This window comes from Bacillus sp. ISL-46 (genome assembly GCF_018613205.1).
In genome coordinates this window covers 1-20,829 of sequence record NZ_JAGGQR010000054.1, presented here as the reverse complement: position 1 = coordinate 20,829, position 20,829 = coordinate 1, and the positions used below count along the sequence as shown (strand labels likewise).

Sequence of the window (20,829 nt, the reverse complement as noted above, 5' to 3'; positions counted from 1 at the left end):
GAAGAAAAGGAATTGACTTACGAACAAAAATTGGAAAGAGAAAATGAGCTCCTTCGTTTAGAGGTAGAATACTTAAAAAAGTTACGAGCTTTTCAGATGGATCCGGAAGGCTATCTCGAAAAGCACAAGCAGCGTTATCATTCGAACTCAAAGAAACCTTCAAATTAAAAGATGTTTTATTAAGAGTCGGTATTCCTGAATCTTCTTACCATTATCATATAAAAAACATGAAAAAGGAAAATCCAGATCAGAAGCTTGAAGAATCTATTCAATCCATATTCGAAGAACATAACGGAAATTATGGTTATCGTCGTATTCAATTAGAATTGGAAAACCGTGGGGTTGAAGTGAATCATAAGAAGGTTCAACGCATCATGAATAAACTCGGACTCAAAGGTGATAAATTCAGATTAAAATCACGCAAATACAGTTCTTACAAGGGTACCACTGGAGCTGTTGCTAGGAACCGTATCAATCGTCGATTTCATACAAATGTGTGTCATCAAAAATTAACCACAGATATTACAGAATTCAAGTGTTCAGACAGTGTAAAACTGTACCTAAGTCCAATTATGGATATGTTCAATGGTGAAATTCTATCATATGGGATAAGTATGCGCCCAACCTTAGAATAGCCCTCAAGCCTCTTAGGAAGCACTTGAAATTGTAAAAAATTCTAAGTATAGAACCACTGTACATTCTGATCAAGGCTGGCATTATCAACATCATAAATGGGTAGAAACACTCAAGGAATACAAGGTGTTCCAGAGTATGTCGCGGAAAGGAAACTGTTTAGATAATTCACCTATGGAGAACTTTTTTGGGTTACTAAAACAAGAAATGTATTACGGAGAAGCACTGTGCCCATTTGAGGAATTAAAAGAGAGAATCGAAGAATATATCAATTATTATAATAACAAGCGTATAAAGCAAAAATTGGCAGGCATGAGTCCGGTACAATACCGTGTCCATACCTGCCAATTAGCTGCATAAAATAAAACTCTAACTTTCGGGGGTCACCTCATAATAGGGAGTTGCCTTTTAAAAATGCTTTTGATATTTAATGAAATCTTAGTATACATTATGGCTCCCTTTTTTACAGCCAAAGTGATATTGCTATCTTTTAAAATTAGAGCTTTTTCTTTCAATTAATGTGGGGGCTAATTGTATATTAATCTTTTCTGATGAGACTTCGTTTTCAATTCGATTGAGAAGAATCTCTATGGTTGTTTTGACCATTTCTTCGATGGGTTGATGGATACTGGAAATCCCCATGATTTTAGCAAGATACGTATCATCGAAGCCAATCAAACTGATATCTTCAGGGATACGGATTCCCCTTTTTTGAGCACCTTTCAAGAATTCAAGCGCCATGATATCGTTTGCAGCGAAGACACATGTGAAATCGAGGCGGTCAGCCTGATTAAAATATGCTTCTATGTCTTGTTGTATCAAAAAATTATTTGTCGAGGTCTGTTTAACATTGATTAAACTGTTTAACTCAAAACCGTTTTCATACAAGACACTGTTATAGCCCAAATACTTCTCATCAGGAACCGTCCCGATAAACCCAAATTTTTTATGACCTGCATAGATAAAATTCTCGCCAGCAATCTTTCCAGCTTGCATGTGATCAAGACCGATACTATCTAGAGATTCTCGATTTTTCGTTATGATTACAGTTGGGATAGCAAGTTTGTTCAATCGTTGGATATTGTACTCACCATTTGGGACAAGGATAATTCCGTCTACTTGTCGGGCGATGAAATTTTGGATGCTTTCCCATTCGGTAATCGGATTGTGTTTTGAGTTGTGCAATAAAATATTGTATCCACGTTTACGCGCTTCAAGTTCTAGTGTATCAATCAATTCAACAAAATATGGGTTAAAGGTCTCGGTCACACAGACACCGATAATGTTTGAGTGGCTTCTTTTTAATGTTTGGGCAGCATTATTTGGGATAAACCCTACTTCTTCAATGACTTTGAGTACCCGTTTTGCAGCCTCTTCATTGACGCTTTTATTACCATTGATCACTCGTGATACAGTGGCTTGTGAAACATTTGCAAGTTTCGCAATTTCTTTCATCGTAAGTTTACTCATACATGGCTCCTTTCAAGCGCTGAGAAAACGTATTCTTTATATATGAATATTTCTAATTAAAGGAATTACTTTTTTTAGTATACTATATATTTCGGATTAATGAAAGCGCTTGTAAAAACTGTTGACACACATTTTTTGATGTTGTAACATGAAATCAGAAAGCGTGAATACGTTTTCACTGAATATTCTAATCTAGGGGGTTAAAAAGCAGTATGAAAAAGTTAATTTTGTTAGTTTCAGCATTAGTCTTAGCCATCTCATTAGTAGGATGTAATTCAAAACAGGCTAGCGACAAAGAAAAAATCACTGTTTGGACACAAGCCGCAGCTGATCATCCAGAAGGAAAGATGTTTGCTGACCGAGTAAAGAGCTACAATGAGGCTCATCCAGACGGACCAAAAGTCGAAATACAAAACATCACACGTGCAGGAGCTGGTTCAGGCTACATAGATAAGCTGAATGCAGCAATTACAGCAAATGAAATGCCTGATATTTTTACATTAGACGGACCTGATATTGGGGCTTACGTTGATTCAGGATTACTTGGTGAACTAGATGAATACATGAGCGAAGGATTCAAAGATGGATTCACGCAAGCGATCATCGACCAAGGAACAGTGGACGGGAAATTCTACGGAATGGGTTATTCAGACTCAGGCGTAGCCATCATGTATAACGAAGACATGATCAATGCATTACCTGAAGATGTAAAAGCATTAGTTCCTTCACTTGATCAAGACTGGACATGGGATCAATTTATTGAGTTATCAAGAAAAGTGGACGAGTTTGCAAAAACGTCGGATGATCCAGCGTTTGCAAATTATGAAGTGCCTGTAAGTTTATTACTAACAGACATTACTGCAGGTGCCTATGAATTAGGAACATACTACTTCACACCACTTCTTTGGGGAAATGATGCAAACATCGTCGCTGAAGATGGTGTAACAGTTGATGGCGTATTAAACAGTGACAAAAGTGTAGAAGCATTAACAAAGTATGCGCAATTATTTGCCAAACCAGCACTTGCTAGTGCGACAGAATCCGAAAAAACATTCCATACAGGAAAATCAGCACTATCTGTTAGCGGATTCTGGTATGTAAATGAACTTATCAATAATTATCCTGATTTAAAATTCAAAACCGTTCGTTATCCAAAAATGAGTGAAGACTTCGACGGGTTATACACACCATCAGGTTCTTGGGCATTTGTTCGTAACGGACAAGAAGAAGACGAAGAACGCATCAAGCAAATCGTTGAAGTCATGGAATGGTTAAATAACGACGAAGCAACAAAAGAATATTTCGCTAAAAACGGTTCCATTCCAACAAGAATCAATTCCGTTGACGCGATTGATACAAATACAGACAACCCATATCACAACGATGCATGGACAGTATTAAAGTATCAAGTGGAAAACACAAACAAATCTCGTCCTGTATCACCTGGATATCCTTATCTTTCTGAAACCTTTGCAAAAGACGTCATTCTAAAAATCGCTCAAAACAAAGCGACAGATGAAGCAACGATCAAGCAATATTTAGACGATGCAGCGAAGAAAATTGAATTAGAATTTGCAAAGTACAAAAAATAATCGTTTGTAAAAGTAAGAGGTGAGGCGATGACCTCACCTCTTACTCTTTTTTAAAAAGGGGTGTGAACCATGAAGAAATTTATCAAACGTTTTGTAAAAGTGAGAAATACTACCGAACACTTCAGACAAAGCGAACATTATAAAAAAAGAGATATCGTGTCCGCTTACGGATTTTTAACACCTGCTTTAATTCTTGCGATTCTCTTCATTGTCTTACCAATTATTCTAGCGTTTACGTACGGGTTTACGGATTACTATTTATTAAAACCAAACGACAAAGAATTTATTGGGCTTGAAAACTTTAAGCGAATGATGACAGATGAAGTGTTGATCCAAAGTTTCATGAACACGATTAAGTTTGTGGTGTTTGTTGTTCCTCTGCAACTATCGATAGCACTTGGACTTGCGCTCATTGTCAACAAAAAAATCAGAGGCGTAGGGTTCTTCCGTACCGCCTATTTTTCACCAGCTGTTTTATCTCTTGTTGTCATCTCAATCCTATGGACGGTCATGTTAAACCCAACATCTGGATTAATTAATGAACTCCTTGCAAATGTTGGGATTTCAAAGCAGCCTTTCCTCTCAAGTGCGTCTCAAGCAATGTATACGATCATTGCGATCTCTGCATGGTCAGGGTGTGGGTATCAAATGATGATCTTTTTAGCAGGACTTAAAAATATTGATGGAAGCCTTTATGAAGCAGCGGACATTGACGGAGCCAATGCATTCCAAAAGTTTTTATTTATTACCATTCCGTCATTAAAACCCATTCTGATGTTTTTAGTGATCACCACCACGATTCAGGCGTTTAAACTCATTGTTCAACCGATGGTTATGACAGGTGGAGGTCCGGATTACTCAACGATTACCATTTTGCAATACATTTATGAGTATGGATTCCGTCACCGAAACATTGGATATGCAAGTGCCATTACATTAGTATTCACGATTTTCTTAGTCGTTATCTCAATCATTATTAAAAAGCTATTTAGAGAGGAGAAAGCAGCATGAAAATTGTAAAGAAAACCTTGTTTTATATCTTGGCGTCTCTTGTGGCATTACAATTTTTACTTCCTCTTATTTGGATGATTCTTTCTTCATTTAAAATCGATGAAGTGATTTACAAAGATATTGATACAATCTTTGCCTTTGTTCCAAGATTTTCTGATCTTTCGTTTGATTCCTATGTGGAGTTATTAGGTTTTTATAACATCTTTAAAAACGTTGGAAATAGTTTGATTTATGCATCCGTTACAGTGGTTGTAGGATTAACCATCAATTCATTGGCAGGATATGCTCTAGCAAGATTTAAATTTCCATTTAAAGATTGGATTTTAATTTTTATTATCGCTCTTATGATTGTGCCAATTGAAGCGACCATTCTTCCATTGTTTTTAGTGGTAAATGAAATGGGATTAATCAACACGATTCCAGGTTATTTGCTGCCATTTATCATCAATGTGATGAACATTTTCTTATTCAGACAACATTTCTTATCCTTCCCTGGTGAATTGATTGAATCAGGAAAAATCGATGGACTAAGTGAAGTCGGATGTTTCTTCCGAATCGTCATGCCGTCAAGCTTAAATATGTATATTACAGTTGGAATTTTAACGTTCTTAGCATCATGGAACGATTTTCTATGGCCGGTTATGGCGTTATCAAACGCAGATTTGATGCCTATTCAAGTTGCCCTTAATGCGGTTTTTGCAGACAAGTATAACATTTTCACAAGTCACATGATGGCTGCACTAACAATCGTAATGATTCCAATCGTTATTCTTTATATCATTTTCCAAAAATACATTGTGGAAGGTTCCATGCAAAGTGGAATTAAATAAAAGAGGTGCCCTATGAATCGACTACAAAAAGCAAACGACTATATCAAAGAAAACAAACATAAAACAAATAACCGACCCCTTTTTCACTTTTCATCAGAAATCGGATGGATCAATGACCCAAATGGTTTTTCATTCTACAAAGGGAAATACCAGCTCTTTTATCAGTATTACCCGTATGACATTGTATGGAATGACATGCATTGGGGTCATGCAACCACAAATGATTTTGTCAATTGGGAGTACCTTCCCGTAGCGATGGCCAATGACAAAGCGTATGATGCAAACGGATGTTTTTCTGGAAGTGCGATTGAAAAGGATGGGAAGCTCTATCTCATTTATACAGGTCATATTGATCCTAACTTAGGGTTTGATAAAGATGAATCACAAATTGCTGAACGTCAGTGTGTTGCTGTGTCAGAGGATGGTATCCATTTCGAGAAATCCAAATTAAATCCCGTGATTGGCGAAAAAGAATTGCCAGAAGGGTATCTCATTTGTGATTTCAGAGACCCTAAAGTGTTAGAGCGTGACGGGGTATACTACTGTGTATTAGCGGTAAGAAATTCGAAACGTCGTGGTGAAATCATCATGTTCCAATCAAAAGATTTACTTCAGTGGAGCTTTCATTCTTCTATTTTTCAAATGCCATTTGAAGAAAATACGTTACTAGAATGTCCAGATCTCTTCCACTTAGACGGAAAAGATATGCTAATTTTCTCAGAAATGCCTTGCGACCTTGAATTTGACGGAGAAGTAGAGAAAAAGACGTCTTATGTGATTGGACACATGGATTTTGAAAACGGAGCATTCACTCCTGAGGCAAAGGGCTTGCTAGATTATGCAACGTTTTACGCACCACAAACAACGGACGGTCAAAACGGAGAGAGACTTTTAATTGGATGGATGCATCGTTGGACAAAAGCAACACCACCAAAAGAGTACGGCTATAACGGCATGATGAGTTTACCAAGAAAGTTACACATCAAAAACAACACATTGATTCAACGAGCTTATATTAGCCATGACGATTATTTCACACCTGTTGCTGTTCATGAACATGTTTCATTAAATGAGGACTTGCACATTGAAAGCGGAAGAACAGGATATTTATCCCTATCACTATTATCTAAGAGTGAATCGTTTGTTGTTGAATTAAACAAGGAAGAAACAACAGCAACACGCGTGATTGTGGATCCATCATCCAATTCTGTTGTGATTACTTCTGATTATGGAGATAGTGAACCAATTACCATACGAGACTGTTTTAACAATGAAGAAAACACACTAGAATTATATGTGGATCTTCATTCAGTTGAAATCTTTGTGAATAAGGGCGAAAAAGTCGCAACATTTACGGCATATGAAAAAGAAAAAGGAACAAGCATTGTCCTTTCAGGAAAAGGGGCCCAATTAAAAGAAGTTCGTTATGAGGTGTTTAGTTCTTAATAAACGAAATAAAACAGCTCTGTTTAACTGAACTATAACCCGAATAATGGACACTAATTAAAAAGTACCTTTATTCGGGTTTTCCTATGTCCTCAAAAAGAAAACCCGTTTATAATAAAAGAATTATTGTGGACGGGATTTACATGAGTAAGAATTTATTTACGGAATATCAAATTAAAGAATTGGAAAAGAACCCGAACGTTATACGTGTATCATAACGGGCTATTTCCTATAATTCTAGTTTCAAAGTAAAGGCTGTAATGGTGTATAAAAGTGGAAAAATTCCTTCTCAAATTTTTATTAAAAATGGATTTAACCTTGAAGTAATAGGTAAACATCAACCCAAAAGATGTCTTCAAAGATGGCGTGATACCTATGAGAAGTTTGGTGAACTTGGTCTTCAATCAGAGCGCAGAGGAAAGGCAAGTAGTGGTCGACCGTCTTCGAAGGAACTATCGAAAAACTCAAAAAGGCTGAAGCTAGAATCAAATTTTTAGAAGTTGAAAATGACTTCTTAAAAAAGCTAGAGGAACTAGAGAGGCAGGCGTTGAAGAAGAAACGGTTTTAACTCCTTCAGAGAAATTTCAACTTATTGAACATACGATTCGTCAACACCATTTAAAGAACTTAGTCAGTTATTTATGTGAATTAGCTGAAGTGAGTAGAAGTGGATACTATGCTTGGTTAAAGGCTGCCATTGTTCGCCAACGTAAAGATGTTGAGGATGAACTAGATATTGAACTAATACAGTTTATCTTTCAACAGAAAAAGGAAAAGGTTGGGGCTTTACAAATCAAAATGATCTTAGAAAATGATTATTTTGTAGAAATGAATCATAAGGAAATTCGAAGGTTAATGCGCAAATATCAACTGATTGCTAAAGTTAGAAAGGCAAAACACGACGGAGAAACTCTCTAGTCTCTCGATTGGAGTCGTAGGTGTTTCCGGAACGGGGATTCCTGTTGTGAAACAATTACACCGATTGAGTGTGGGTGAATTAGTTCTTGTAGACGGAGATGGAGTTGAGGAAAAAATGTAGGTCGTATTTACAATTCTACTCTTAGTGATGCGGCAGAGGGTCGGCTAAAGTTCAAAACAGCATATCTGATAGGGAAAATGGTTGAGGAGGAATATTTTCAACCATTTTTTTAATATTTAATTTATTTATAAAAAAACCGTTGAAACGTTTCCAAAATAGTGATAGTATAAGTTTATGAAATCGCTTTAATATTGGAGGTAGTAGTAGTGGTGCCAAGTTTAAAAGATGTTGCAGACCTGGCAGGAGTTGGAGTTGGCACCGTTTCACGAGTCATTAACAATCATCCGAATGTAAGGACCGAAACACGGGAGAAAGTGAATGCTGCGATCAAAAAATTAAATTACATACCTAATGAAGTAGCAAGAAACTTTAAAATGCAAAAATCAAAAATGGTTGCGTTATTACTCCCTAGTGTATGGCATCCGTTTTTCTCGGAGCTGGCCTATTATATCGAAGATGAGCTTGACCGGGAAGGTTTTAAATTGATGCTCTGCAATAGTGGAGGCAGACCTGACAAAGAGCTTTATTATTTCGATATGCTTAATCAGAATAAAGTAGCAGGCATTATCGAGATTACTTACAATGACATCGAGGATAGTGTGAACACCGATATTCCTATTATTAGCATTGATCGTCATTTTGGAAAAAAAATCACATGTGTAACTTCAGATAACTATTCTGGCGGCCGCATTGCCTTAAAAGAACTTGTAAAGGCGGGAGCAAAAAAAGCGGCGTATCTTGGAATCACTAGTTCTGCCTACAGTGAGGTCGAACTTCGGAAAAAAGGATTTATCGATGAAGCAAAGGCTCAAGGGATTGAATATATCATTTATGAGGAGAATGATACTGTTTATAATGATGAGGAATATTTCGGAAATTTCTTTAAAATAAAAGAACATCGTAATGTTTCCGGCATATTTGCTAATACGGATTTACTAGCCGCCAAATATATTGATAAAGCTAAACAATATGGAATACGGCCACCAGAGGATGTAAAAGTAATTGGTTATGATGGAATTCAAGATAATATGCTGTTTCACCCGATTCTATCAACGATTCGACAGCCTGTCGAAGAAATGGCCAGAACGTCTGTGAAACTTCTCTTAAGAAAGATTGAAGGTGAACCGCTGGAGCAAGTGATTTATCGAATCCCGGTCATGTTCAGAGAAGGAGAAACGACTTGACAGTCATCATTTTTTTAACTCTCCGTTGGAAACGTTTCAATTTGGCATTGGGACAAGGTGTTTATCGTACCCGCTTTATGTAAAGTGGGAGAACAACAAAGCGTTAATATTTTTTTTAATCAAATTGGAAACGTTTCAATGTAATGCAAGAGTAAGGGATTTATCGAATCTTAGTATTACATAAACTAAATGATACTAGATTTCGGAAATTTCTTTAAAATAAAAGAACATCGTATTGTTTCCGGCATATTTACTAATACGGATCTACTAGCCGCCAAATATATTGATAAAGCTAAACAATATGGAATACGGACACCAGAGGATGTAAAAGTAATTGGTTATGATGGAATTCAAGATAATAAGCTGTTTCACCCGATTCTATCAACGATTCGACAGCCTGTCGAAGAAATGGCCAGAACGTCTGTGAAACTCCTCTTAAGAAAGATTGAAGGTGAACCGCTGGAGCAAGAGATTTATCGAATCCCGGTCATGTACAGTGAAGGAGAAACGACTTGACAGTCATCATTTTTTTAACTCTCCATTGGAAACGTTTCAATTTGGCATTGGGACAAGGTGTTTACTGTACCTGCTTTATGTAAAGTGAGAGAACAACAAAGCGTTAATATTTTTTTTAATCAAATTGGAAACGTTTCAATGTAATGAAAGAGTAAGGGATTTATCGAATCTTAGTATTATGATACTAGAAAGAGAGGTAAGGGCTTAGAAGTGGCAAGGAAGGAAAATTATGTAATCGATGCACCTATTGAAAGTTAAAAAGGATTAAAGTTAAAAAAAATCTTAAGTAATTATCAGCTCTACTTATTTCTTTTAGCCGCATTAATTTATTTTATTGTATTCCATTATGTCCCAATGTATGGAGTATTAATAGCATTTAAGGATTTTGTCGCAACAAAAGGGATTATGGGAAGTCCGTGGGTTGGATTAAAACACTTTGAGCGGTTTTTTGAATCCAATTTTGGACCCTTATCAAAAACACGCTTGGTCTCAGCGTTACTCAATTAATCATTGGTTTCCCGCTTCCGATTTTTCTTGCTCTATAATTTACGCACATCTTTAAGGAAAATGACTCATAATAGAACGTCTTAAGGGAGGTGAAGCAGCAACAGATTTGTAAACGCTTAAAATGCAATCTTCAATATTTGTCATGCTATGAAAATCGTTTTTATTAATTAAATGAATTCCTGGGGGGCTCACAATGAAAAAGAATGTAAAAACTTTATTTGTGCTAGTTTTAATCCTTGTAATGGCTTTAATGACTGCCTGTAGTAGTGCTAGTGAATCATCAAGTGAATCTAAGAATGATAACAAAGAGCAAAAAGGTGACAAAAAGTTAACTATCGGATTAACTGTAGGTACTTTGGCCAATCCTTTCTTTGTTGCCATGTCAAAAGGAGTTGAAGAAGCAGGGAAAGAATTAGGTGCAGATGTTTTTGTTGAAAGTGCTGAATATGATCTCGCAAAACAAACTTCTCAAATTGAAAACTTCATTACAAAAAAAGTAGATGTTATTTTATTAAATGCTGTTGATACAAAAGGAATTGCAGCAGCTGTTCAACAGGCAAAAGACGCTGGTATTCCTGTAATCGCTGTAGATACGAATGCTGAAGGTGGTGTCGATGCTACTGTTACATCGGATAACTATCAAGCTGGTAAACTAGCTGGAGAATATGTCATTGATCAATTAGGTGGAAAAGGAAACATTGCTATCATCGATGGACCTCCTGTTTCAGCCGTAACAGACCGTATTAAAGGGTTTGAGGAAGCTATTAAAGATTCTAAAATTAAAATAGTAGCGAAGCAAAACGGTGAAGGAAATCGTGAAAAGGCATTAACCGTTATGGAAAGTATTTTACAAGCTAATCCATCAGGCTCTATTGACGCCGTATTTGCCATCAATGACCCTGAAGCAATCGGTGTTGAAATTGCTCAAGAGCAAGCTGATCGTAAAGATGAATTTTTTATTGTAGGTGTAGATGGTGCTCCTGAAGTGACAGAAGCGATGGCCAAAAAGGGAAGTACTATTAAGGCAACTTCCGCGCAATCACCAAGTGAAATGGTGAAAAAGGCAGTTGAAATTGGAATGAAAGTGAAAAATGGCGAAGACGTAGAAGACCTTATTAAAGTTCCGGTTAAACTTGTTACTCAAGATAAATTAGATTCTTACCAAGGGTGGTAAGCCTCCTCCAATCAAAAGGGCTGATAAGGAAGAACCCTTGTTCAGCCCTTTTCAAATTAAAAAAAGGGGTGAGATAAAAGTATGGCAGTTACAGAGCGGGTAGTGAAGGTTCAACATGGTCATAAAAATCCAGTGTTAAATATGGAAGGAATTGGTAAAACGTTCTCAGGTGTAACCGTATTAAACAATGTGAAAATTGAACTTTATCCAGGTGAAGTACATGCCTTAATGGGTGAGAATGGAGCCGGAAAGTCAACTTTTATGAAAATTTTAGCAGGGATCTATACACCTGATAATAATGGTGGAAAGATCTATTTTAAAGGTCAGCCGACTTTGTGGAAGGATCCTGTTGATGCAAGGAACAAAGGAATAAATGTTATTCATCAGGAGTTAAGCCTTTCTCCCAATTTGACGATTAGTGAAAATATCTTAATGGGTTCAACCTTTCCGAGAAATCGGTTAGGGATGGTTAAGTGGGGCGAGGTGCATAAAAGTGCACAAAAGGTATTAGATTCAATGGGTTCTAATCTTGACCCACGCCAATTGGTTTCAACCCTAAGCGTTGCTCAACAACAAATGGTGGAGATCGCCCGAGCATTATCCTTTAAGGCAGAGGTTCTTATCATGGATGAACCGACAGCCTCTTTAACAGATAAAGAAATTATGAAACTATTTGATATTATTGAGGATTTAAAAAAACAGGGTGTTGCCATCGTTTATATTTCTCATAGAATGGAAGAAATCTTTACGATTGCTAATAGATTTACTGTCTTACGTGACGGTGAGTGGATTGCAAGTGGTCCCATTGAAGAGACAAACCCCGATCACCTTGTGAAGCTTATGGTAGGTCGTGATTTAAAAGATTTGTTTAATCGAGATAAGTCTTCTGATCCTAAAAAACTTTCAAAAAGCAGTTCCCCTGTTCTGGAACTGAAAAATGTTTCTGATAACACCATTGTTAAAAACGTTTCGTTTAAAATCTACCCAGGTGAAATTATTGGTTTAGCAGGGCTTGTAGGTGCGGGTAGAACAGAGTTAGTTAGGGCCCTATTTGGTGCATCTGAGTTGGTAAGTGGGGAAATATTTGTAGATGGAAAGTCCGTTAAAATACAATCCCCCATAGATGCAATGGCTAATGGGATTGCTCATGTACCTGAAAGCAGGAAAGAGCAAGGATTATTTTTATCTATGTCTGTAAAAGAGAATATTTTAATGGCAGAGTTGAAAAAGCATACGAAGGCAGGAATTGTTAGTTGGAAAGAAGTGAATGCTACCGCTGATCGTTATATAAAAGAACTAAACATAAAAATTGCCTCACCGGAACAGCAGGTATCGAACTTAAGTGGTGGTAATCAACAAAAAGTTGTGATCGCTAGATGGCTGTCCATCGCACCTAAAGTATTACTGCTTGATGAACCCACGAGAGGTGTGGATATTGGGGCAAAGACTGAAATACATAAAATTGTTTCGAAGCTTGCCGAAAATGGCTTGGCAGTTTTAATGATTTCATCTGAGCTTCCGGAAGTATTAGGTGTTAGTGATCGAATCCTCGTCATGTGCGAAGGTAGGTTAACAGGAGAACTTTCGAGAGAAGAAGCCACACAGGAAAAAATTATGTACTTAGCTACTAGGGGGGAGTAAAGAAAATGAGGGGAAATACTCAAACAATATCACAAAGAGAAAGCCTTCATGTTGGGAAGGTCCTTCACGGATTATGGAATCGATTAGGTATGATCATGATTTTAATCTTATTATGTGTTGTCCTTTCTTTTACCGCGCCTAATTTCTTAGAAACGGCCAATATGTTAAATGTATTAAAGCAGGTATCCATCATTGCTGTGCTAGCTGCCGGAATGACGATTGTTATATTAACTGGTGGAATTGATTTGTCCGTCGGATCAACAGTTGCCTTATCTGGTGTTGTTTCAGTTATGGTTTCTTCTGCAGGCGTTAACCCCTTTATTGCCATGATATCAGGTGTGGCTGTAGGGTATGCAGTAGGACTAATAAATGGATTTTTCACTGCTAAAACAAAATTACCAGCATTTATTGTTACATTAGGTAGTTTCACCTATGTTCGAGGTCTTGCTTATGTCATTAGTGGTGGTTATCCGATTGTTTTACAAAATGAAACGTTCAAATTCATTGGTGGCGGAGCTATTTTCGGAATACCAACCCCTATCTATATCATGATTTTTGTTTATATCGTTATGTTTTATGTTTTAAAGTATACCATGTTTGGCCGCCATATTTATGCCATTGGTGGAAATGAAGAAGCAGCACGATTAACAGGGATTAAGGTTGAGAAGTCATTAATTAATGTGTATTCCATCAGTGGATTATTAGCAGGTTTAGGTGGGGTCGTTTTAGCTGGCAGGTTGTATTCTGGTCAACCAACTGCAGGACAAATGTATGAGTTAGATGCAATTGCCGCGGTTATTTTGGGTGGAACTAGTCTAACAGGTGGTAAAGGAAAGATACAAGCAACGATCATTGGGGTATTAATTATGGGCGTTATTAGTAATGGCTTAACTCTAATGGACGTTAACTATTATTGGCAGCTTGTTGTCAAAGGTGGAGTAATTGTTGCCGCGGTTTTATTAGATCGCTTACGTGGAAATAGTGCAGCTTAATTCTCATCAAGGAACATCACATATGAATTTCAAATCTATTAAATGGGGTGTGATTTAAACTGAAGAAAAAGTTTAGTATTCTATTAATCTGTTTCACGGTCTTATGTTTGCCATTAACAACTAACGCATTTGCAGAGGATCCAGGTTATTATAATGAGCCGTATCGTAACCAATTTCATTTTTCTCCCGAAGCGAACTGGATGAACGATCCAAATGGAATGGTTTATTATGACGGGGAATATCACCTTTTTTATCAGTACTATCCTTATGGAACCACATGGGGACCGATGCATTGGGGACATGCTGTCAGTACGGATTTAGTACACTGGGAACATCTTCCTATTGCCTTATCTCCTGATGAAAATGGGGATATCTTCTCGGGAAGTGCGGTTATTGATTGGAACAATACGGCGGGATTTGGTAAAGAAGCAATGGTTGCAATCTTTACTCATTCTGGGGAAAAGGGACAAGTTCAAAGTATTGCGTACAGCAATGATAAAGGAAGGACATGGAAAAAGTATGAGGGTAATCCTGTTATGCCAGATGCCCCGATTCCTGACTGGCGCGACCCAAAAGTTTTTTGGCACGATGAGACAAATCAATGGGTGATGTCTCTAGCTGCGAAAGATAGAGTGATGTTCTATACTTCTCCAGATTTGAAAAATTGGAAATATGCAAGCGAGTTTGGTCCTGACGGCGGTATTCAAGCAAACGGACAGTCCGGTGCTTATTCGTATACCTTGTCACCTCAAAAGGGTGGATCTTTTAAGTTAGAAGGGGACATTACTCTTGTTGAAAAAAATGGTCGAGAAGGAGCAGGAGGGGTTGTTTTTCGCTCAAATAAAGACGCAACCAGCGCATATATGGCAAAAGTGGATGCTGAAAAAGATCTCGTAACACTAAGTAAAATCGATCAGGGAAAGGTAACTGATATTGCTTCAAAGTCAATGACTCTTGAAACTTCCCAAACTTATCATGTAAAGGTGGAGGCAGAGGCAAGCCATTTAAAAGTCTCCCTCAATGGTAAACAAGCTGTTGAAGGAACAGACTCATCCTTTGAAAATGGGCAGTTTGGATTAACGGCATGGAATTCTACCGCTGCGTTTCGTAATGTGGAATTTATGAACAAAACCAACTTTGTGACGAACTTGTCTGGATGGAAAACAGTAAATGGTACATGGAATGATACAAATGATGGCAAAAGTGGAAGCGCTGACAGTGATGGATTTATTATGAGTGAAGATCAGGGAGATCAATTTAGTTACGAGACAGAAATCACCATTGTAGGTGATAAGGGTGGTTCAGGTGCTCTTGTATTCCGCGCTGATGCAGATGCTAAGAATGGATATGTTGCTAGCATGGATGCCTTAACTGATACAATCAAGCTAATGAAGCTTGAAAATGGAACTGCCACTGTAATTGCGGAAAAAAATACTAAGATCGATACGGATCAAAAATATCGACTGAAGGTAAAAGCAGCTGGTGATCAAATCAAAGTATATGTAGACGATAATCTTATTCATGATGTAAATGATGCAACCTTTTCAAGCGGTTTGTTCGGTTTGCATGTTGGGAACTCTTCTGCATTGTTCCAAAATGTTAATACAGGCAAATATATTGTGACAGACGCAAAGGAAATTGAAAATCACGATTTTGAAACAGGAGATTTGACTGGCTGGAAAGCGGTAAGAGGAGATGCGTTTACAAACGATCATGTGAGCGACACGACATCATATTGGGGTGGTTCCTTTGATCAACAAGGAAAATACCATTATTGGGGGTTTTCTGATAAGCATAAAGGAGACGATGCAACAGGAGAAATGCATTCTTCTTACTTTAAGCTAAGCGGTTCAGGTGAAATAAATCTATTAATTGGCGGCGGGAATGACATTACTAATCGCTATGTTTCCTTAGTAAGAGCTTCCGATGACAAAGAATTAATTCACCAAGCAAATACAAAATTTGCTAATGAACAGTATCGCCGTTATGTGTGGGACGCGTCCAAGTATGTAGGAGAAGTAGTGTATATTAAAGTGGTCGATAATGCTACAGGGGGCTGGGGCCATATTAATATTGATGATGTTAACGTGTATAATACAGGTAACATGCCTGCACAAGTTGACAATGTAGCACAAGAACAAGAATCTCAGGTTGCAGAACAAAGAGATAACGGAAAGTTAACTGACTGGAATACAGTGACAGGTGACTGGGTAGCGTCTACTTACGGAAGTAACAATGGTATATGGGAGTGCCCTGCATTATTTCAACTTCCGGTGGACGGAAATCCGAACAACAAAAAATGGGTGTTACAAGTAAGTATCAATGATGGTGCACCAGCTGGCGGCTCAGGTATGCAATACTTTGTCGGTGATTTCGATGGAAAAACATTTAAAAGTGAAAACCCGCCTCAGCAGACATTGTGGTCTGACTACGGTGCAGATTTTTATGCAGGGGTAGAATGGAGCGGGATTGAAGGTAAAAACGGGGAGAAGTATTGGCTTGGCTGGATGAGCAACTGGCAGTATGCAAACAATACACCAACTACGACATGGAGAAGTTCTACATCGCTACCTAGGGAATTAGAGTTAACGAAAACGACAGAAGGGCTTCGTTTAAAACAAACACCAATTTCTTTGCAAGGAATCCGCAAGCATCAAGAGAAAACAGCGTTTGAGAATAAGACAATTTCCGGAAATAGTAATCTTCTTTCAGGAATTACCGGAGATACTTTTGAAATCATTGCGGAATTTGATGTTTCCGGTACAAAAGCAACGGAGTTTGGACTCCAGGTTCGTAAAGGAAGTACGGAACAAGCTACAATCGGTTATGATGTAAGTAGCCAGAAAGTATTTGTTGACCGAACGAATTCCGGAGGCTTTAACTTTGGACAGAATGTAAAAGGAAAGCACACTGCCCCACTGAGTTCAACAGATGGAACGGTAAAAATGCATATTTTCTTAGATCGCTCCTCTGTTGAAGTGTTTGGAAACAATGGTGTAAGCGTTATTACTAATCAACTGTTTCCGCTGCCGTCAAGCAACGGTTTAGAGCTTTATAGTAAGGGCGGAGAAGTCAAATTAAAATCGCTTAATATTTACCCATTGAAGTCCATTTGGGGAAAGAGCCCTGTTCATACAAAAATGTCAGGATGGACAACAGTTAATGGTCTTTGGGCCGATACGATTGCCGGAAAGCAAGGCCAAAGTCAAGGAGATGCGTTTATTCTTTCAAACGAAAAAGGCAGTGATTTTACGTATGAAGCGAAAATTAAAGTACTTGATACTGATTCCCACCCAAGCGATCCATCCAAAGATACAGTTGGAAATCCAATCGGTGCCGGCGCGTTAGTATTCCGCTCTGATGTAGATGCGAAAAATGCCTATGCGGCAAATGTAGATGTTCTCAACAATATGGTCAAATTAGTTAAGTTTGCTGATGGAAGAGGCACGGATCTCGCTGTTTATAATGACAACGGAAATCTAGATTTAAAAGCGAACACAGATTACCATCTGAAAGTGATTACAAAAGGTGAAAGTATTAAAGTTTATCTGGATGACAAGCTTGTCATTGAGGCAGCGGACAATGCATTTAAAGAAGGCTATGCTGGATTAAATGTATGGCACTCTACAACTGTGTTCAATCAGATTAACTACAATTCTAAAAAACAATAATAGCAATGAGGCACCTGTACAGGCTATCGATTCATTTGATAGCCTGTAAGATGAAAAGGATATTGAGGTCCTATGTTTCTAACAAATCATATTTGCACCAGAACCAAAATATGGAGCAACTAATGGCATAAAAATAAGTTTTGAAAATTTACAAGCCCTAACAGGAAAATTATTGATTTTTATCAAATTAATAGGAGGACAATATGGAAACAAATAAATCTATTCAAAAGCCATATTCAAAAGAACGACGGAACTTTGTAGTAGGATTATCTGTTTGGTCATTAGCATTTTTAAGCGGTTTTCCTTTTAAGGCAAAAGAAGTAAGCGCTCTCACCCCTCAAACTATGACACTTAACCCAGTAGATTATGGAGCAAAGTTAAATGACCCCACTTTTACTCGCAACGCAGAAATTATTAATGATCTTATTAATTCAATGCCTCCATCTGGAGGAGTCATTGAATTACCAGCAGGAGACATGTGGCTCTCAGACTCAATTAAAATTAATCGCTCTTATGTGACAATCAGAGGCGTTAATCCAGGTACACGTTCGGTTGTCGATCCCGAGTCTCCAGGTGGAGGAAGTAAACTTTTATTAGGTGAGGGATGTACAATAGGTATCCTTTCTGAAAGAAGCGCCACTGGAAGACCACGAGTATCTGCGATTCAACTGGAAAACTTTTTTATTAAAGGTCTTGGAACAGAAAGAGGTCAAACTGCTGTTAGTATCGACCAAGATAATGATGCAGTTCATATTATTGGTATTTCAACTATGAGCGTAGATACAGGTTTAAGATTAACTGGACCTGACGCATGCATGGTAAGAGGCTGTTGGATTTCAGAAGTTCGTAATGGACTTCTTGTGTACGGTTCTTCTCAGCAATTATTAGTAGCCAATAACCACTTTGGAGCACAACCGGAAGGAAAAAGTGTATCTTTACAAAATCCTAAGTGGGCAAATATTGTAGGTAACAACATCTATCCTGATGGATATACATGTTTAGAAGCTATAGACGCCGAAAACTGTACGTTTTTAGGAAATAATATCCAAAGCTTCTACAATGGTGCTGTTATTATTAAAGGATATGGAAATTTGTTTTCTGGGAGAGTGCAAGCGTGCAAAGTCAAAAAAGATGGTGTATATGTCTGGGCACAGGACCCTATTAGGCGTGATAATCTTTATGGACTGATTCATGTTGATGGAGATGATAATCATATCACTGCGTCAACTGTCTATTCTGACCAACCAGAAGATCACACTCGTATCTTAATTATGGGTGGTAATAGAAACTGGGTGACTAATACCAAGATTTGTGGTGTTTCTTCGCAGCGAAAAGTTGTAGTCAATGGTACATGTATGGATACACGTATTGTTCATTCTGCGCCATTGTCTGAGATAGATAAAGCTGATTCAAATGCAACAGTCGTTTGGTAATTTATTGCTCTGCTATTACTCTATTTCACAATAGCAGAGCATACCTATAAAATACGTCTTTCGTGGAATCACAACCTCGCTCGTGTTTGGATGAGTTTTTTTAATTCGAATGCATTCGTCTTACCAATATCATAAACTATCCAAACAGTACAAAAGGTCTATAAATCTTCTCTCCAATTTTGGGCGCTTTATTCTTAGGAATTGGAGCAGAAATAAACCATTCTGAAAAGAACAATAAATGTCTAAAAAAGAATTACAAGATTTAACTACTAGGAGGAAAATATGATGCAAAATATCGGAATTCCAGGGTTAATACTTATCTTAACAATCGCGCTTATCATTTTCGGCCCTTCTAAATTACCGGAAATCGGAAGAGCATTTGGCTCAACTTTAAGGGAATTTAAAAAGGCTACTAGAGAGATTGTGACAAATGATCTAAATGAAGAGACATCTAATAAAAAAGAAAAATGAGATAAATAAATTAAGAGGAGATGTAGATCCGTCTTACATCTCTTTTTTTATGGAGTGATTATGTTGGAAGATCGAGACATGCACATAGTTCAACACTTGGAAGAGCTGCGCAAACGTATTATCATTACTTTCCTCGTCTTTCTGCTGTTTTTAGTGATGGTATTTGTATATGTTCAAGATATTTACTATGTATTAGTCAAAGATTTGCCATTCAAGCTAGCGTTGCTAGGACCAAGTGATATCTTAGTCGTTTATTTAATGATAGCCAGCGTCGTTGCCATTGCAGCTACTATACCAGTTGGTGCGTACCAAACATGGCTGTTTGTACGTCCGGGATTAACACCAAAAGAGCGTAAAGTTACCATCGCTTATATTCCAGCACTATTCATCTTATTCGTATTAGGAATTAGTTTTGGTTACTATATTCTATTACCTCTTGTACTAAATTTTTTAATGTTGCTATCAAACGACATGTTTAATACGTTTTTTACAACAGAGAAATATTTTCAATTTTTGCTTCACATGACATTGCCTTTTGGATTTCTGTTTGAACTACCCGTTGTCATTATGTTTTTAACAAGCTTAGGAATTATCAATCCGTACCGTCTGCAAAAAATCCGAAAATATGCCTACTTCATATTAATTGTCGTTTCAATTTTGATTACGCCACCAGATTTTCTATCAGATATCCTTGTAAGTATACCTTTATTACTCTTATATGAAGGCAGTGTCAGTTTATCAAAATTCGTATATAAACGACAGCATAGGGCTAAAGAAGGTAATAAAGATGCATACGAATCTATTTAAAAACAAGAAAAAGGGTTCTGGTGCAAATATAACGACAGTTTGAAAAAACTAATGGATGCTTTAGCAATAAAGTCGTTTAAAAATCTAAGTTTTATTCCACAATCGGGCCATTTTATTGAATAAAATTCTCAAAAACACTGGATATATATATATTATAAAAGGAATTTTATATAAATTCAGAGAATATAACTATATCTTTTGGAAAATGGGAGATGGAACAGTGAATTATTTTATTTTAACGGGTGCTTCAAAAGGTATAGGAGAATCTCAGAAAAGCTGCAGGAAAAGCACGAATTCGTAAGGCTTTACTTCCAGCTATATCAAGGAAAAAGTAGTTTATGAACAAACACACTAAATTGATAGGAGAATTTATTTATGGCTAGTAAAAATTATTACGACGTAACAGAGTGGC

The 20,829-nt window shown here is 37.4% G+C and carries 18 protein-coding genes and 1 pseudogene; 18 read left to right on the top strand and 1 reads right to left on the bottom strand.

Going from position 1 to position 20,829, the window contains the following annotated elements:
- Positions 1-227: 227 nt before the first annotated feature.
- Entirely contained in the window at positions 228-635 is a 408-nt protein-coding gene (locus J7E67_RS24280; RefSeq protein ID WP_214732996.1) for an IS3 family transposase, read from the top strand.
- Between the two features lie 28 nt (positions 636-663).
- The gene (locus tag J7E67_RS24275; protein WP_374223941.1) at positions 664-993 is read left to right on the top strand and encodes an IS3 family transposase; all 330 of its coding nucleotides are present in this window, start codon (positions 664-666) and stop codon (positions 991-993) included.
- 123 nt (positions 994-1,116) lie between these two features.
- On the opposite strand, the gene J7E67_RS24270 is transcribed toward J7E67_RS24275, so the two are convergent.
- Positions 1,117-2,103 (bottom strand): LacI family DNA-binding transcriptional regulator, encoded by a 987-nt coding sequence (locus tag J7E67_RS24270; protein WP_214719238.1) that lies wholly within the window; start codon positions 2,101-2,103, stop codon positions 1,117-1,119.
- A 212-nt stretch (positions 2,104-2,315) separates the two neighbouring features.
- On the opposite strand from J7E67_RS24270, the gene J7E67_RS24265 reads away from it, so the two are divergent.
- The 16 genes and pseudogenes from J7E67_RS24265 (at position 2,316) to tatC (ending at position 20,417) form a co-directional block, all read left to right on the top strand.
- Positions 2,316-3,695: an ABC transporter substrate-binding protein gene (locus tag J7E67_RS24265; protein WP_214719236.1), complete on the top strand. Its 1,380-nt coding sequence runs from the start codon at positions 2,316-2,318 to the stop codon at positions 3,693-3,695.
- Positions 3,696-3,764: 69 nt separating this feature from the next.
- Positions 3,765-4,706, top strand: a complete 942-nt coding sequence (locus J7E67_RS24260) for a carbohydrate ABC transporter permease (protein ID WP_214719234.1) — start codon at positions 3,765-3,767, stop codon at positions 4,704-4,706.
- Entirely contained in the window at positions 4,703-5,536 is an 834-nt protein-coding gene (locus J7E67_RS24255; RefSeq protein ID WP_214732994.1) for a carbohydrate ABC transporter permease, read from the top strand. The genes J7E67_RS24260 and J7E67_RS24255 overlap by 4 nt, the downstream gene beginning before the upstream one ends.
- Before the next feature lie 12 nt (positions 5,537-5,548).
- Positions 5,549-6,982, top strand: coding sequence for a glycoside hydrolase family 32 protein (locus J7E67_RS24250; RefSeq protein ID WP_214719230.1), 1,434 nt, complete (start codon positions 5,549-5,551; stop codon positions 6,980-6,982).
- A 657-nt stretch (positions 6,983-7,639) separates the two neighbouring features.
- The gene (locus tag J7E67_RS32170; protein ID WP_214732993.1) at positions 7,640-7,900 is read left to right on the top strand and encodes an IS3 family transposase; all 261 of its coding nucleotides are present in this window, start codon (positions 7,640-7,642) and stop codon (positions 7,898-7,900) included.
- Positions 7,857-8,021, top strand: coding sequence for a ThiF family adenylyltransferase (locus J7E67_RS31520; protein WP_251026965.1), 165 nt, complete (start codon positions 7,857-7,859; stop codon positions 8,019-8,021). Before J7E67_RS32170 ends, J7E67_RS31520 begins: the two co-directional genes overlap by 44 nt.
- Before the next feature lie 209 nt (positions 8,022-8,230).
- Complete coding sequence (locus tag J7E67_RS24235; protein ID WP_214719242.1) at positions 8,231-9,205, top strand: LacI family DNA-binding transcriptional regulator; 975 nt, start codon at positions 8,231-8,233, stop codon at positions 9,203-9,205.
- A gap of 189 nt (positions 9,206-9,394) precedes the next feature.
- Positions 9,395-9,721 carry a substrate-binding domain-containing protein gene (locus J7E67_RS24230; protein WP_214719226.1) on the top strand — a complete coding sequence of 109 codons (327 nt, stop codon included), beginning with the start codon at positions 9,395-9,397 and terminating at the stop codon, positions 9,719-9,721.
- A gap of 279 nt (positions 9,722-10,000) precedes the next feature.
- Positions 10,001-10,263, top strand: a pseudogene (locus J7E67_RS31515) (sugar ABC transporter permease); the annotation flags it as partial.
- 158 nt (positions 10,264-10,421) lie between these two features.
- Positions 10,422-11,402 carry an ABC transporter substrate-binding protein gene (locus J7E67_RS24225; RefSeq protein WP_214732992.1) on the top strand — a complete coding sequence of 327 codons (981 nt, stop codon included), beginning with the start codon at positions 10,422-10,424 and terminating at the stop codon, positions 11,400-11,402.
- 81 nt (positions 11,403-11,483) lie between these two features.
- On the top strand, positions 11,484-13,043 hold the full coding sequence (locus J7E67_RS24220; RefSeq protein WP_214732991.1) for a sugar ABC transporter ATP-binding protein: 1,560 nt from the start codon (positions 11,484-11,486) through the stop codon (positions 13,041-13,043).
- Positions 13,044-13,132: 89 nt separating this feature from the next.
- Complete coding sequence (locus J7E67_RS24215; RefSeq protein WP_374102953.1) at positions 13,133-14,035, top strand: ABC transporter permease; 903 nt, start codon at positions 13,133-13,135, stop codon at positions 14,033-14,035.
- A gap of 107 nt (positions 14,036-14,142) precedes the next feature.
- The gene (locus J7E67_RS24210) at positions 14,143-17,706 is read left to right on the top strand and encodes a GH32 C-terminal domain-containing protein (protein ID WP_374223940.1); all 3,564 of its coding nucleotides are present in this window, start codon (positions 14,143-14,145) and stop codon (positions 17,704-17,706) included.
- A 203-nt stretch (positions 17,707-17,909) separates the two neighbouring features.
- Positions 17,910-19,139: a NosD domain-containing protein gene (locus J7E67_RS24205; RefSeq protein ID WP_214713006.1), complete on the top strand. Its 1,230-nt coding sequence runs from the start codon at positions 17,910-17,912 to the stop codon at positions 19,137-19,139.
- Positions 19,140-19,421: 282 nt separating this feature from the next.
- Positions 19,422-19,610 (top strand): twin-arginine translocase TatA/TatE family subunit, encoded by a 189-nt coding sequence (gene tatA, locus J7E67_RS24200; protein ID WP_214713007.1) that lies wholly within the window; start codon positions 19,422-19,424, stop codon positions 19,608-19,610.
- 78 nt (positions 19,611-19,688) lie between these two features.
- Complete coding sequence (gene tatC / locus J7E67_RS24195; RefSeq protein WP_251026964.1) at positions 19,689-20,417, top strand: twin-arginine translocase subunit TatC; 729 nt, start codon at positions 19,689-19,691, stop codon at positions 20,415-20,417.
- Positions 20,418-20,829: the final 412 nt, after the last annotated feature.

What these genes read in the sequence shown, in the direction of transcription:
- J7E67_RS24280 (WP_214732996.1), top strand. Translation starts at nt 228, where the DNA reads ATGAAAAAGGAAAATCCAGATCAGAAGCTTGAAGAATCTATTCAATCC.
- J7E67_RS24270 (WP_214719238.1), bottom strand. Translation starts at nt 2,103, where the DNA reads ATGAGTAAACTTACGATGAAAGAAATTGCGAAACTTGCAAATGTTTCA.
- J7E67_RS24265 (WP_214719236.1), top strand. Translation starts at nt 2,316, where the DNA reads ATGAAAAAGTTAATTTTGTTAGTTTCAGCATTAGTCTTAGCCATCTCA.
- J7E67_RS24260 (WP_214719234.1), top strand. Translation starts at nt 3,765, where the DNA reads ATGAAGAAATTTATCAAACGTTTTGTAAAAGTGAGAAATACTACCGAA.
- J7E67_RS24255 (WP_214732994.1), top strand. Translation starts at nt 4,703, where the DNA reads ATGAAAATTGTAAAGAAAACCTTGTTTTATATCTTGGCGTCTCTTGTG.
- J7E67_RS24250 (WP_214719230.1), top strand. Translation starts at nt 5,549, where the DNA reads ATGAATCGACTACAAAAAGCAAACGACTATATCAAAGAAAACAAACAT.
- J7E67_RS24230 (WP_214719226.1), top strand. Translation starts at nt 9,395, where the DNA reads ATGATACTAGATTTCGGAAATTTCTTTAAAATAAAAGAACATCGTATT.
- J7E67_RS24225 (WP_214732992.1), top strand. Translation starts at nt 10,422, where the DNA reads ATGAAAAAGAATGTAAAAACTTTATTTGTGCTAGTTTTAATCCTTGTA.
- J7E67_RS24220 (WP_214732991.1), top strand. Translation starts at nt 11,484, where the DNA reads ATGGCAGTTACAGAGCGGGTAGTGAAGGTTCAACATGGTCATAAAAAT.
- J7E67_RS24215 (WP_374102953.1), top strand. Translation starts at nt 13,133, where the DNA reads ATGATCATGATTTTAATCTTATTATGTGTTGTCCTTTCTTTTACCGCG.
- J7E67_RS24205 (WP_214713006.1), top strand. Translation starts at nt 17,910, where the DNA reads ATGGAAACAAATAAATCTATTCAAAAGCCATATTCAAAAGAACGACGG.
- tatA (WP_214713007.1), top strand. Translation starts at nt 19,422, where the DNA reads ATGATGCAAAATATCGGAATTCCAGGGTTAATACTTATCTTAACAATC.
- tatC (WP_251026964.1), top strand. Translation starts at nt 19,689, where the DNA reads ATGCACATAGTTCAACACTTGGAAGAGCTGCGCAAACGTATTATCATT.